Consider the following 14191-nt stretch of genomic DNA (forward strand, 5'->3'; position numbering starts at 1 on the left):
ACTTTTCAGGAAAAAACCAAATGGAAGGAGAGTACAGAAATGTCTCAGACAACTATAACATTGCTGTTTCTTGTGTTCACCATTATCAGTTTCATCCTTGAAAAAATTCCTCTTGGACTGACTGCTTCAATCTGTGCCATCGGTCTGACACTCACAGGAGTTGTGGATGCAACAACAACATTTTCACAGTATGTAAACAGTAACGTAATCCTTTGCGTTGGCATGTTTGTAGTAGGCCAGGCATTGTTTGAAACAGGAATGGCAAACAAGATCGGAGGCCTGGTCACAAAATTTGCCAGAACAGAAAAAACACTGATCATTGCGATCATGGTAATCGTAGGTGTAATGTCCGGGTTCTTATCCAACACAGGTACCGCAGCAGTGCTGATCCCGGTCGTCTGTGGAATCGCCGATGAGTCCGGGTATTCCAGAAGCCGTCTTCTGATGCCATTGGTATTTGCGGCAGCTCTTGGCGGAAACCTTTCCATTATCGGTGCGCCGGGAAACCTGATGGGTGTCAATGCTCTGCAGGAGATGGGGCTTTCCACAAGCTTCTTTATGTATGCGCCGGTTGGAGTTCCGATGCTTGTTCTTGGAATCCTCTATTTTGTTTTTATCGGATATCGTTTCCTTCCCAATGGAAACCATGCGGCCGGGGAAGCGCTTGAAGATCAGCAGGATTTCAGCCATGTACCGAAGTGGAAACAGACGGTTTCTCTGGTAGTTCTGATCCTTGTGATCCTTGCAATGATCTTTGAAAAAGAGATCGGTATCAGCATTGAGGTTTCTGCATGTATCGGAGCCATCGTCCTGGTTTTGACAGGAGTTATTTCCGAAAAAGAAGCACTGAAATCTATTGACCTGAAAGTTGTATTCCTTTTCGGCGGTTCTCTGACACTTGCAAAAGCGCTGGATACAACCGGAGCCGGAGAACTGATCGCAGATAAGATCGTAGGACTTCTTGGAGCAGATCCGAGTCCGATCCTTCTTCTTCTGGTGATTTTTATTGTAACCTGTGTGCTGACAAATTTCATGTCAAATACAGCAACCACAGCACTGATGATTCCAATTGCGGTATCTCTTGCAAACAACCTCGGAGCAGATCCGAGAGCCGTTGTTATCGCAACTGTTATCGCAGGTTCCTGTGCATATGCAACACCGATCGGTATGCCGGCAAACACCATGGTAGTCGGTCTTGGAGGATACAAATTCAAGGACTATGTGAAATCCGGTCTGCCGCTGATTCTGGTATCCTTTGTGATCTGTATGATCCTGTTACCGATCCTGTTTCCGTTCTATCCGTAAGGAGAGAAACTTTTGAGTTACTGTTCACTTTGTGACCAGCAACACTTTTGATCAATTAAGTTCATTCCCTCCTGTACTGATCATACAGTACAGGGGAAGTGATAAATAAGCCAAAAAGCTATCTTAACCATTAATCAGCCAAAATTAATGATGAAACAACCAACAAAAACCTATGTAACTAAAAAACATTAAACCATCGAACCATATCAGGAGGTAAATCATGACTAAGGAAAATGGAGTTAAAGTATTAACAGACATGGTAGCAGATTTTGTTGCCCATATTGGAAAAAAATTACCGGATGACGTAGTTAAGAAACTGGAAGAGCTTGGTTCTCAGGAAACAGCTGCACTTCCAAAAGTTCTCTATGAGACAATGACAAAGAACCAGGGTCTTGCTGTAGAGCTGAACCGCCCAAGCTGTCAGGATACAGGTGTTCTTCAGTTCTGGCTGAAATGCGGAACAAATTTCCCGTATATCAATGAGCTGGAAGCACTTCTGAAAGATGCTGTTGTTCAGGCTACTTTTGCAGCACCGTTAAGACATAATTCCGTTGAGACTTTTGATGAGTACAATACAAAGAAAAACGTTGGTAAAGGAACTCCGACTGTATGGTGGGATATTGTTCCGAACAGCGATAAATGTGAGATCTACGCATACATGGCAGGCGGCGGATGTACTCTTCCTGGAAAAGCAATGGTTCTGATGCCAGGCGCAGGATATGAGGGTGTTACAGATTTTGTTCTGGATCAGATGACAACTTATGGACTGAATGCGTGTCCTCCGCTTCTTGTTGGTGTAGGTGTAGGTACATCTGTAGAGACAGCTGCCCTGAACTCCAAGAAAGCGCTGATGCGTCCGATCGGTTCCCACAATGACAACGCAAACGCAGCAAAAATGGAGAAGCTTCTTGAGGACGGTATCAATGCGATCGGCCTTGGACCGCAGGGTATGGGCGGAAAGTATTCTGTAATGGGTGTCAACATTGAGAATACCGCACGTCATCCATCTACCATCGGTGTTGCAGTAAACGTTGGATGCTGGTCTCACCGTCGTGGACATCTGGTTGTAAATCCGGATCTTACAGTAACCTGTGATACTCATTCCACATGGAAATTTAATGCTTAATATAAACGGAGGGAAAAATCATGATCGAAATCAGAGGAGATAAAAAAGTTCTTATTACACCTATAAGCGCAGAAGACCTGGCTGATATCAAAATCGGTGATATTGTATGGCTGGACGGAGATCTGATGACCTGTCGTGACGTTGCTCACCGTCGTCTGGTTGAGTATGGAAGAGAGCTTCCGTATGATATCCGCAACAAAGCTATTTTCCATGCCGGCCCGATCGTTCGCAAGATCGAGGGTACAGAGGATGATTATGAAATGGTTTCTGTAGGACCGACAACCTCTATGCGTATGGAGAAATTCGAGTATGAGTTTACCAAGCTTACTGGTGTCAGAGTGATCGTTGGTAAGGGTGGTATGGGTCCGAACACGGAGCGTGCCTGCAAAGAGTTCGGTGCGATCCACTGTGTTTTCCCGGCCGGCTGTGCAGTTGTAGCTGCTACAGAGGTTGAGAAGATTGCTGAGCATCACTGGGATGAGCTTGGAATGCCTGAGACTTTATGGTGCAACAAGGTTAAAGAATTTGGGCCGCTGATCGTATCTATCGATGCACAGGGACGTAACCTGTTTGAGGAGAACAAGGTTGTATTTAATGAGCGTAAAGAGGCTGCCAAGCAGGCAATTTATCCTGAGGTTAAGTTCATTAAATAATATTGGATATTGGAAAAAATTTTTCGGGATATCTGAAATAACGAGGCTCTGCCATGAGAGCTTCGGGATTGACTGGTGATTGTGAAATTGAATTAACAGCGTGATATAAAAAAGAGAGATGTCCTGCAGATCATATAATGTGGTCTGCAGGATGTCTTTTTTTGTTGCTTTTTGTTGTTTCTTGGGGTTTTTGTGTTTTACAGGGGTGAGGGGGTGTGATAGAATATAAGCGTTGCAGCAGGCTGGTTATTAAGGTATTATCTGGTATGGATCTTGCGCAGTGAAGGTGGATCGTGGATATCTGCCTGACAATATTTTCAGAGAGGATGAGGTATGAGGTTTATGGGGGATTTTTTGAAGAATATTAACTGGAAGCATGTTCTGATCATGTGTATCGGAAATGTTTTTGCAGGTATGGGGATTGGAATTTTCAAGCTTGCCGGGCTTGGAACGGATCCGTTCAGTGGAATGAATATGGCGGTTGCGGATATGATTGGTATGGCGTATGGTAATTTCCAGCTGATTGTAAATATTGTGCTGCTGATCATTGAGATTGCTTTTGGCAGAAGGTTCCTTGGGATCGGTACGGTTGTGAATGCGGTTTGTCTGGCTTATATTACTACTTTCTTTTATAATATTTATACTGGTGTTTTTGGATTGGAGCTTGTGGCGCTGCCGGTACGTTTGGTGGCACTGTGTGTGGGTGTTGTGATCTGCTGTCTGGGACTGTCGATGTATCAGATGCCGGATGAGGGGGTTGCGCCTTATGATAGTCTTTCGCTGATCATGACAGAGAGATGGCCGAAGATTCCTTATTTCTGGCACAGGATGTCTAATGATGTGCTTTGTGCGCTGATCTGTTATCTGACTGGTGGTGTTGTGGGTATTGGTACGCTGGTGACGGCTTTTGGGCTGGGACCGGTGATCCATTTCTTTAATAGGGTTTTTACCGGGAAGCTGCTTGCCTGGGTTGATGGTGAGTGAGTTTGTAGTTGTATGGGGTGAGCTGAACTGGCTGCGGGATGTGGCTGGTTCGGCTTTTTTTGGTGAAAAGGGACGCCCGTGAGGCGTGTGCTGCCTGCCGCCGGGGCTTCGTCGGGGGCCAGCCAAGAATCAGCTCCCCTCCTGCAGAGTCCGGCGACAGGCAGCACACGCCTCACGGGCTGGCTTTTCAGGGCGGTAGGGTAGTGTGGCTGCTCGGGAGTTGGATGGGCTATCAGCGCTACGCTGGATAGCTGGGAGGAAAGGCTAAGTTTGCAGTAAGTGGCCGAAAAAAATTACCGATGCGAATATCCACTTGACTGGATCTCTTTACCTTGACATCTTCCGTGAGAGTATGCACAATAAAGGTATCATAAATTTGCCGGACAGAGATAAAATATGAAACAAGAGTAATAAACATGCAGAACATTTTCATCGTAGCAGACATGCCAGACCAGACTTGTCTGTTAAGAAGGATGAAACCGCAGGAAAGGAGAAAGCTATGAAAAAGAAGCTTCTGAAAAAATTGATGGTCCTTGCGCTGTCCGCAGTAACTGCCTTCAGTGCGGTACCGGCGGCAACGGTAACAGCAGCAGGTAATCCTTATCCTACAACACAGGATGTGGATCGAGATGGCTTATACGAGATCCCCTGCACACGCTTTGCATGGCAGTGCGTGTATGACAGACAGGGAATCGCATTGCCTTCGTGGGGAAATGCGGTAAGCTGGTGGCAAAATGCTATCAATCAGGGCTATGCAGTAGGAAATGAGCCTGTTCCCGGTTCTATTGCTGTATGGAGCGGAGATTATTACGGACATGTTGCTTATGTAACAGCTAATCTTGGAAACAACAGATTTACGGTAGATGAGGGAGGAAGAACGGACAAAGATCAGACATCCTCTCATGGAGTTGCATATGGATATACACTGACCAATGCAGTCGGAGGAAGGCGCCCTTATGATTCTAACAAGGTGCTGCTTGGCTTTATCTATCCGGGCGTTCGTGTACCGGGCAAGCCATATGTGAGCGTGAATCCGGGAAAAGCGAATCAGACCACAACGTTTTCCTGGAATGCAACAAGCTATGCCAGATATTATGATGTATATGTGTATAAAGCAGGAGAATCCAATCCGACGCAATTTCAGTATGGAGTGAATGGAACAAGCTGGTCCTGCACATTGCCGGCGGGGAATTACAGGGTAGCGGTGGCATCTGTGAATCATGCACAGTATGCATATACATTTTCGGATTCTGTGAATTTCACTGTCCAGGCAGCTCCGGTCACACATACACATAACTATCAGAGAGTAACAGTAAAGGCAACCACCACTGCCAACGGATATACACAGGAGCAGTGCAGCTGCGGAAGTATACAGAATAAACAGATCATCTATTATCCGAAAAAAATACAGCTTTCCAGAACAAGCTATACTTATAATGGAAAAGTAAAAAAGCCAACAGTAAAGGTTACAGACAGCAATAATAAGGTGATCAGTGCAGACAATTATACAGTTACCTATTCTGCCGGAAGAAAATATGTTGGAACTTATCGGGTAACAGTTCGGTTTAAAGGCAATTACTCGGGAACCGTTACAAAAACCTTTAAGATCACCGGAAAAGCTCATAAACACAGCTACAAAAAACAGGTGAAGAAAGCAACTACATCCAGGAACGGATATGTCCAGTATCTTTGCTCCTGCGGTGCGGTGACCGGAAAGAAAACAATCTATTATCCGAAGACAATAAAGCTTTCTGCAACAAGCTATACATACGACGGAAAAGTAAAAACACCGAAGGTAAAAGTGACTGGTGCGAATAATAAAACCATCAGTTCCGGCAATTATAAGGTGTCATATTCCCGTGGAAGAAAAAATGTTGGTACTTATAAGGTAACGGTGAAGTTTAAGGGGAATTACAGCGGAACCGTAACAAAGACCTTTAAGATCAAGGCGAAACCTAAAAACTGGGTTTATGTGGATACGCTTCCCAAGAATATTACTTCCGATAAATATACGATCCAGTATAAACACACCTATCAGAAAACAACCTCCAGCTATGTCAACGATGGTGGTGTTTATGAGTCTGTAAGACCACTGGAGACATCTGCTTCCAGACAGCTGGTGGGCTATTATTACTATCATTTCTGCGGACCGAATACCGGAAAGAATGTAAACTTCGCACAGACGGGATCTTATGTACATTTTGACAGTGTGGCAGCCAGTCAGGTAACCGTAGCTGCTTCCGGCGCAGATGGAGATGACCCGAGTATTACCTATTATCTGCTGAACTGGAACGGGAACGGCAGCCGGGTATGGTGCTCCAGCGGAACTACCTGTAACGGCGCCTACGGAAGCCACGGAGCCAGAGGCCAGGCCTGGTACCGCATGAACCAGTACCAGAACAAAAAACTCCAGACTCAGACCACAACCTCCGAAAGTGATTGGACAACCGGTAAAGACAGCACAGCAGTAAAAACCGTTTACCGTTATAAAGCAAAATAGATCATAGATCAGTCATAAATCACAGTCATAAATCAGAAACTCCCTCATGTATCAGAAAAAACTGATATGTGAGGGAGTTTTTTTGCAGAAGGATATTTGTAGTCTGCGCCGTATCTGGTTGATTGCCATAAAATATTGTGTCGAAATACAGAGAAACAACAGGAAGGAAAAATCTTGGATGAAAGATAAAAATATGATATTCTATAAGTATCTTATAAGACTTATTCTAGCCGTATGGCATTCACAGATGTTTCAGATCTGAAACGGAATTTCCATTTTTTATCAGACAAGGAGAAGATTAATTGAATACGAAATTAAAGGCTTATTTTCCAATGATAAGAACCCGCGAGGAGATTTTGCGGGACATTCAGCAGAACATAAATCTGACAGAGAGATTTTATAGCTGGAAAGAAGAACAGAGAGAGGAATTTATGGATTTCTGTACGGGAGTGAAGGGGGTGAAAATGCTGTATGATGCATTTTTTAAGGAAATTATGAATCCGGAAACAGTACCGGAAAGATTAGAGGATTTTCTTGAAGTATTGCTTCAGAGAAAGGTGAAAATTATCGAAGTTTTACCAGGAGATTCTACAAGACTGGCAGATGAGCAGTCTCTTTTGATCATGGATATTCTGGTACGATTTGATGATGGTTCATATTGTAACGTGGAAGTGCAAAAAATAGGTTACGCTTTTCCTGGGGAAAGATGCGCATGTTATTCTTCTGATCTATTATTAAGGCAATATAAAAATGCCCGAAGTACCAGAAAAGAGAATTTTTCCTATAAGGATATAAAAAGTGTATATACAATTGTACTGATTGATAAAAGTACAGGAGATTTTCATAAATATAAAGATAGATACTGCCATATTTTTCAACAGAGATCAGATACAGGATTGGAACTTAATCTGCTTCAGAAATATGTATTTCTTCCGCTTGACATCTTTCGTGAGAATATGCACAATAAAGGTATCACAGATAAACTGGATGCATGGCTGGCATTTTTGAGTATGGATTCTCCGGAAGTAATCGTGAAATTAATAAAAAAATATCCGGAGTTTACGGTCATGTACGAGCACATATATAATATATGCCGGAATGTGGAAGGGATGATGGAAATGTATTCAGAGGAATTAAAGATTCTTGACAGAAACACAGTGAAGTATATGGTTGATCAGATGCAGGAGCAGATTGATAATCAAAAGGAGAAAATTGCAGCTCAGGAAAAAGAAATTCAGATGTTAAAAAGAAAGCTTGAAGAACAGAAATAAAATATAAGATCAGAAACTCCCTCATATATCAGAAAAAAACTGATATGTGAGGGAGTTTTTTTGCTTAAAAAACGGCTTATTTATTTAGATTATAGTTAGTAAATTTCACAGAGCACAATACTCTGTTTCTATAAAAATACCATAAATTTTTCGGAAATTCAAGGTGCAAGTTCCTGAAAACCGGCTTTTTTATCGTGGTTTTTCGCCATATTTTACGGATAATATAGGGCGCAAATATTGTGGTGTCCGAAAAAGGACACTATTCGCCGTCAGTGTCATCGTCAGAGGATAAAAGACCGGCGGATAAAAACTCTTATTTGTGAACAGACTATAAGATTCAGCATAACAGGAGGAAAGATCAATGAGCAGAAAAGGAGAAAACATTTACAAAAGAAAAGACGGACGATGGGAAGCCAGATATATCAAAGAGCATCGGATAAACGGAAGGATACACTATGGCTACTGTTACGGAAAAACATATCATGAAGCCAGAGATAAGGTCAATCAGGCACGTTATGCGCTGATGAATGATCAGCTTCTGCCCGTGAGAGGAAAACGGAATCGCTTTGCAGATTACTGTAATGAATGGCTGTATCTGAAACGAAGCAGCGTGAAACCATCCACTTTTGTAAAATATACAACGATCCTGGAAAAATATATCAAGCCTGATCTCGGGCAGTATTTTTCCGAGGCTGTTTCAGAAATACTTGTAGAACAATTCAGCTACAGGCTTATCCATGAAAGAGGATTGTCACCAAAAACAGTGCGGGATATCCTTTCCGTGCTGCATTCCATTCTGAATTATACAACAAAGCAGAATCCACTGGCAAAACCGGTGGATATCGTATACCCCAGGCAGGATCGAAAAGAAATGCGTGTGCTGACCTGTGAAGAACAGAAAAGGTTTACGGAATATCTTTTACAGGACATGGATCCGTGTAAATTTGGGGTTTTGCTGGCATTGTTGACAGGATTGCGGATCGGAGAAGTATGTGCTCTGAAATGGGAAGATATTTCTCTGGAAAATAAAGTCATCTTTGTACGTCATACCATGCAGCGCCTGAAAAATCTCAATCCTGCAAGTGAAGAAAGGACCCGGATCATAACCGGGGTTCCTAAAAGTGGAAGGTCGGTAAGGATAATCCCCATGAACCAGGATATTGAAAAGCTCTGTAACAAATGGAGAGCAGATGATCTGGAAGCATATGTTCTGACCGGAAAAGCAGGGTATTTCCTGGAGCCCAGAACCCTGCAGTATCGCATGAGGCAATATACGAAAGATTGTAATCTGAAAAATGTTCATTTCCATACTTTGCGGCATAGTTTTGCGACACGGTGTGTGGAGGCCGGATTTGAGATCCGCAGTCTTTCGGAGATCCTGGGGCACTCCAGCACACGGATCACACTGGAATGTTATGTACATTCATCCATGAATCTGAAACGTAAAAATATGGAAAAACTAAAGATCGCAGATACCGTGGAAAAAGAATTTCCGGGAGCCTGAGTTTTTTTATAAACCGTCAAAAACCGCCGTCAGAGAAGAAAGAACCGTTAAATTTACACGGATCGCAGGGAATCTTTCACAGAGTATTGTGCTCTGCGAAAGAGCAGAAATACCGGCATGGACATGTAATGAGCAGTGCCTGTTTTTGACTGCCATAGCATACAAGAAGGAGGTTTGAAGTATGATACATAATCATTCATCTGGAAAACACCGTCTGTGGAGGAAGGTCCTCTCAGTCTGTATTGCGTTTGCAATGATCTGCAGTGTTTCCATCTCAGCGTTTGCGGTAGAGGCCAGCAGTGAAACAGCCAATGAAAATATTGAAACAGTACAGTCCGGATCCGCAGAGGAAGCAGAAGAGCTGACAGCCACAGAAGCGGAAAATGATCAGTCGGTGGATGAATTACAACCGGAAGAACCTGCGGTGACAACCGGAGATGAAAATACAGAGGAACCGACAGATGTTATCGAAGCTCCATCTGAGGATCCGGAGCAGCCGGAAGAGCCATCCGTAGAGCCTGGCGAAGAGCCAATCCAGCCAGCAGATCCGACCGTGACCGAACAGCCGGAGGAGCCGACCGTGACCGAACAGCCCGAAGAACCAGCTGCGACACCGGCGGGAGATGCAGATGCATCGGTAGATGAGGTGCAGGATGTGGAGCTGGAAGCGCAGGCGGATGCACAGACAGTACAGGATATAGAGCAGAAGCAAGATCCGGTAGCGGTGCAGGAACGAAGGGGTAGTTATAACAACTATACCGGAATAGCAGCTATCTATTATCTGGCTACACCAGATGGCATTCCGGAAAGTAATGATACCCAATATTGGGCACCAGAATCAGACAAGAGCAAATTATTTGGAAAAATTAATACTAAGGGGGCAAAATGGGAAAAGGTTGATAACAAGGATAAAAATATTAGGGAAAATGTGAGCAATCATGTTAGTACATGGCCAGATGAAACTGCAGGATCTTCATGGATTGTAAAAAGAAGCGATTCAAGTGGAAATGTGGATGGAAAAACATATTTTAATTATATTTTGGATTCTATTTGGAAAGATTATAAAGGTAATCTGGAAAAGAAATTGGGAATAACAGGTTTAAAAAAAGAAGATGTGACAGAAATTACATTAAAACCATTCAAAATTTCAAGAGATAACAGCACAACATCAGTGCAGAAGTATCATATTGACTGTACGATTGATATTGTATGTAAAAAAACTTTTACTGCAAAATTCTGGATTAAAAGTCCGGAGGCGTCAAAATATGATCTGTACGATGCAAAAGATTATATAAGAGGAAGAAAGGTTGAAACAACAGAAAAAGCTACAATAGGCAGTAAAGAAGTTATCAATGGAATAACATATGTTCTGGATGGCTGGTATCCGGAAAATGCTGGCGGAGGAGCATGTGGAGATCAGAAAATTACAACCTGGCCATATCTTCCAAAAAATACAGAGTTGGCAGATGGTACCGTAAACTTCTATGCCCACTACACACCGCTTTATACGTCAGTAGATATCAAAAAAAGTGTAACCGGAAATATGGGAGATAAGGGTAAAAAGTTCAACTTTACAGTTTCTGTAATAAATGGAAGAAATACTAATCTTCCATTTAAAATCGGTGAGATACAGTATGAAAAGCCAACGACAATTACACTGTCAGATGACCAGACAACAACACTGAAACAGGTTCCAGTTGGAGCAACCGTAACGATCACAGAAGACGATTATAGCAACGATAGATATACGCCTTCCTATGCAATAGACGGTAAGCCTTCTGGTACGAATAATAGAGAGGCGAAAATAACATCTATTTCAAAAAGGGATAATGATGTTCCTCACGAAGTTATCTTCACCAACAATAAAGATGCAATCCCGGACACTGGGCTGGATCTCAATACAACACCATACATTCTGGCATTATGTATCGTAGCTGCCGGAGCAGGTGTGCTGTTATTCAGGCGCAGGAAGCGTTGGAGTTGAAGGCGGTTGTGATGAAGAAGAAACGGTCAGGAAAAAAAGGAAGCTGTAATGCTGGAGCAGAGCGGTTTCCGCAGACAGAGGCGTTAAATCATGAGCACGAAAAGCTGAAGGAGTGGTTCCGGACGGTCAGGTTTCGGAAGGTGCTGTTTGGCGGAGTGGATGAAATTCATCTCTGGAAAAAGCTGGAAGAGCTGAATCAGATTTATGAAACATCCTTAAGCACAGAACGTGCACGGTACGATGCACTGATCGCTGACCATCAGAAAAGCTGTGATGCCATGATTCGCAAATATAAGGAACTTGCTGAAAGAGGGACTACCGGACAGGATACAAATGTCTGATCTGTTCACAGGATATAGTTCCAGAGAAGAGGTGCGGAGGTGATGCGTGCTGAAAAAGATCAAACCTGTTCTCAGACAATCCGGAAAAGAAGATATTCTACAGAAATAAAGGAAGGCTACATCCGTCTTTTCTGGCGGATCGTGTTGATCGTGGCCGTTGGCTGGCTGCTGTTTACACAGGTTTTTCTTATAGGCCAGGCACCGGATAATGAAATGTTCCCGGCAGTGGAGGCCGGAGATCTTCTCATCGGTTATCGGCTGGAACAGAATCTTGAAAAAGAAGATGTTGTCGTGTATGAAGCCGGCGGCAAAACTCATGTAGGGCGTATCCTGGGATGCGAAACCGATGTGATCACAATGGATGACACAGGAACGCTTCTCGTAAACGGAACAGCCCAGACAGGAGAAATTGCATTTCCTACATATGCAAAGGAAGGGATCACATATCCCTATACAGTTCCGGAAGGCAGTGTATTTATCCTGGGAGATTACCGAACCCATGCAAAAGACAGCCGTGAATTCGGCCCCATCTCCACGGAGGATGTAAAAGCAAAAGTGATCACTATACTTCGAAGAAGGGAACTGTAAAAAATTAACTGTTCTCCCATTTCTGAGAGAACATAACAACAAATGTATAAGCTGCTTTTTATGAGCTTATAAATAAATTTATATTTCTAGGAGGATTTTCTTATGAAAAAGACAAAGAAACTGTTAGCATGTTTGATCGCAGCAGCCACCATGTTTACCATGGGAAGTACGGCGTTTGCGGAAGAGACAGTCAACAAAGCACAGACGCCTGTAGAAGGTAAAGTTCAGTTTACTAAAGAATATAAGCTGATCGGTGAAGGAAGCTCACCTGCAGAAACATTTAATTTTACTATTGAGAATGCAGGAGTTACAGATGCAGCAGAGAAGGTAAATGTAACGAATATGCCAACACCAACAGCTGGATCTGTTTCTTATACAAAAGAAGATGGTGCTACTATAGACGGTAACAAGAAGACTGTTGATGTAATTCTTCCAGCTTACGAAAGTGTTGGAGTTTATACTTACACAATTAAAGAGACAGCAGGAACTACAGCAGGTGTAGACTACGATACAGATTCTGTAACAATGAAAGTCACTGTAGTAAATGGTGAGACATTAGGAACATTTAAAGTAGAGTCTGTTTCCTTTGCAAAAAATAAAAACAAACTTGCAAATGATGAAGCTGCATTTAATAACACTTATACAGCTAATAAATTAGAGGTATCTAAACAGGTAACAGGTAATCTTGGTGACAAGTCTAAATATTTCGATTTTACAATTACTTTAACAGGAAAAGATGAAAAAACAGCATATGATAAAAATGGTTATACAGTATCAGGCGGTTCATATGATAAAAATCCAACATTTATCAAAGTTGGTGCAACAACAACATTTAAACTGAAACATAATGATACAATCACTATCGCAAATCTGCCAAAAGATGTTACTTACACAGTAACAGAGACTGCAGTTGATAAATATAAAACAACGGTAAATGGAACAGATGGTAATAAAGCAGAGGGAACAACTACTGCAGTCAAAGCAATTCAGGCATTTGTAAACAGCAAAGGTGGCAACATCGACACCGGCATCAACCTTACAACCCTCCCATACATCCTCGTATTCGCAGGCGTGATCGTAATCGCAGGTGCAGCATTCATCACCAGAAGACGTAAATACGAAGACTAATGATCATCCAGGCAGCAGAGAGGAGGCAGTATGAACGCATCTAAGTTTTTTCTGAAAGCAGCCAACTCTCTGGTTACTGCCATTGTAGCATTGTTTCTGATCCTGGCGGCGGCGTATTCCGGGTATGCACTCTGGGATAACGCACAGGTCTATGGCGCTGTGGACGACATCCAGTCCCAGCTCTTAAAACTGAAACCCGACCCGGAACAGAAAGACGGAGGCACTTCTTTTGAAGAGCTCCGCAAGATCAATCCGGATGTCTGTGGATGGATCACACTGGACCACACAAAGATCGACTATCCGATCCTTCAGGGAGAAGATAACCTGACTTACATCAACACCGATGTATACGGTGATTTTGCTTTGTCAGGAAGCATCTTTCTGGATTCCGGCTGTGACAGGAATTTTCGGGGGAAATATTCTCTCCTGTATGGTCATCACATGGCAGAGCATAAGATGTTCGGAGATCTGGATCTTTACAGAAAAAAGAAATTTTTCAACAAAAGCACCACAGGTACGTTGATTCTGCCTGACCGTTCCTACAAGCTGGAAATTTTTGCATGTATGCAGGTTTCCGCATCTGAGGAGTCTATTTTTGCAACGGGAAAATGGCAGGCGGACACCAGCGGACTTGTGGATTTTGTCAGAAAAAACGCGGAACATGTCCATCAGCAGACAATGGATAACATTGGAAAGTCCGAAGATTTTTCCCAGATACTGGCAATGTCAACCTGCTCTTCGGAATTTACAGATGCAAGAACAGTTCTTCTGGCGGTAATGAAACCTTATTCGCCGGAGACGTAAGGA

The 14191-nt window shown here is 43.0% G+C and carries 12 protein-coding genes; all 12 read left to right on the forward strand.

Annotation, left to right across the window (positions count from 1 at the left end; genetic code table 11):
- Positions 1-39: 39 nt before the first annotated feature.
- The 12 genes from DMI82_RS08400 to srtB all read left to right on the forward strand — a co-directional run bounded on the left by DMI82_RS08400 (position 40) and on the right by srtB (position 14188).
- Complete coding sequence (locus DMI82_RS08400) at positions 40-1305, forward strand: SLC13 family permease (RefSeq protein ID WP_021977661.1); 1266 nt, start codon at positions 40-42, stop codon at positions 1303-1305.
- 220 nt (positions 1306-1525) lie between these two features.
- Positions 1526-2431 (forward strand): L(+)-tartrate dehydratase subunit alpha, encoded by a 906-nt coding sequence (gene ttdA, locus DMI82_RS08405; RefSeq protein WP_021977662.1) that lies wholly within the window; start codon positions 1526-1528, stop codon positions 2429-2431.
- A gap of 20 nt (positions 2432-2451) precedes the next feature.
- Entirely contained in the window at positions 2452-3084 is a 633-nt protein-coding gene (gene ttdB, locus DMI82_RS08410; RefSeq protein WP_110103062.1) for a L(+)-tartrate dehydratase subunit beta, read from the forward strand.
- A 342-nt stretch (positions 3085-3426) separates the two neighbouring features.
- The gene (locus DMI82_RS08415) at positions 3427-4068 is read left to right on the forward strand and encodes a YczE/YyaS/YitT family protein (RefSeq protein WP_015526420.1); all 642 of its coding nucleotides are present in this window, start codon (positions 3427-3429) and stop codon (positions 4066-4068) included.
- 499 nt (positions 4069-4567) lie between these two features.
- The gene (locus DMI82_RS19745) at positions 4568-6568 is read left to right on the forward strand and encodes a CHAP domain-containing protein (RefSeq protein WP_158526440.1); all 2001 of its coding nucleotides are present in this window, start codon (positions 4568-4570) and stop codon (positions 6566-6568) included.
- A gap of 302 nt (positions 6569-6870) precedes the next feature.
- The gene (locus tag DMI82_RS08430; RefSeq protein ID WP_022427030.1) at positions 6871-7839 is read left to right on the forward strand and encodes a PD-(D/E)XK nuclease family transposase; all 969 of its coding nucleotides are present in this window, start codon (positions 6871-6873) and stop codon (positions 7837-7839) included.
- Between the two features lie 361 nt (positions 7840-8200).
- Positions 8201-9343, forward strand: a complete 1143-nt coding sequence (locus DMI82_RS08435) for a tyrosine-type recombinase/integrase (protein ID WP_015525675.1) — start codon at positions 8201-8203, stop codon at positions 9341-9343.
- Between the two features lie 181 nt (positions 9344-9524).
- A complete protein-coding gene (locus DMI82_RS08440) occupies positions 9525-11327 on the forward strand; it encodes a DUF7601 domain-containing protein (RefSeq protein WP_110103063.1) in 1803 nt (600 codons plus the stop codon).
- 11 nt (positions 11328-11338) lie between these two features.
- A complete protein-coding gene (locus DMI82_RS08445) occupies positions 11339-11668 on the forward strand; it encodes a hypothetical protein (RefSeq protein ID WP_146207146.1) in 330 nt (109 codons plus the stop codon).
- A 42-nt stretch (positions 11669-11710) separates the two neighbouring features.
- Complete coding sequence (gene lepB / locus DMI82_RS08450) at positions 11711-12256, forward strand: signal peptidase I (protein WP_110103065.1); 546 nt, start codon at positions 11711-11713, stop codon at positions 12254-12256.
- 102 nt (positions 12257-12358) lie between these two features.
- The gene (locus tag DMI82_RS08455; RefSeq protein WP_110103066.1) at positions 12359-13384 is read left to right on the forward strand and encodes a DUF7601 domain-containing protein; all 1026 of its coding nucleotides are present in this window, start codon (positions 12359-12361) and stop codon (positions 13382-13384) included.
- Between the two features lie 30 nt (positions 13385-13414).
- Positions 13415-14188 carry a class B sortase gene (srtB, locus tag DMI82_RS08460; RefSeq protein ID WP_092072940.1) on the forward strand — a complete coding sequence of 258 codons (774 nt, stop codon included), beginning with the start codon at positions 13415-13417 and terminating at the stop codon, positions 14186-14188.
- Positions 14189-14191 lie beyond the last annotated feature (3 nt).

Source organism: Blautia sp. BCRC 81119, from assembly GCF_003184505.1.
Taxonomy (GTDB): domain Bacteria; phylum Bacillota; class Clostridia; order Lachnospirales; family Lachnospiraceae; genus Blautia_A; species Blautia_A fusiformis.

Bases quoted from the DNA above. Each gene is read 5' to 3' on its own strand.
- DMI82_RS08400 (WP_021977661.1), top strand. From the start codon at position 40: ATGTCTCAGACAACTATAACATTGCTGTTTCTTGTGTTCACCATTATC.
- ttdA (WP_021977662.1), top strand. From the start codon at position 1,526: ATGACTAAGGAAAATGGAGTTAAAGTATTAACAGACATGGTAGCAGAT.
- ttdB (WP_110103062.1), top strand. From the start codon at position 2,452: ATGATCGAAATCAGAGGAGATAAAAAAGTTCTTATTACACCTATAAGC.
- DMI82_RS08415 (WP_015526420.1), top strand. From the start codon at position 3,427: ATGGGGGATTTTTTGAAGAATATTAACTGGAAGCATGTTCTGATCATG.
- DMI82_RS19745 (WP_158526440.1), top strand. From the start codon at position 4,568: ATGAAAAAGAAGCTTCTGAAAAAATTGATGGTCCTTGCGCTGTCCGCA.
- DMI82_RS08435 (WP_015525675.1), top strand. From the start codon at position 8,201: ATGAGCAGAAAAGGAGAAAACATTTACAAAAGAAAAGACGGACGATGG.
- DMI82_RS08440 (WP_110103063.1), top strand. From the start codon at position 9,525: ATGATACATAATCATTCATCTGGAAAACACCGTCTGTGGAGGAAGGTC.
- DMI82_RS08445 (WP_146207146.1), top strand. From the start codon at position 11,339: ATGAAGAAGAAACGGTCAGGAAAAAAAGGAAGCTGTAATGCTGGAGCA.
- lepB (WP_110103065.1), top strand. From the start codon at position 11,711: ATGCGTGCTGAAAAAGATCAAACCTGTTCTCAGACAATCCGGAAAAGA.
- DMI82_RS08455 (WP_110103066.1), top strand. From the start codon at position 12,359: ATGAAAAAGACAAAGAAACTGTTAGCATGTTTGATCGCAGCAGCCACC.
- srtB (WP_092072940.1), top strand. From the start codon at position 13,415: ATGAACGCATCTAAGTTTTTTCTGAAAGCAGCCAACTCTCTGGTTACT.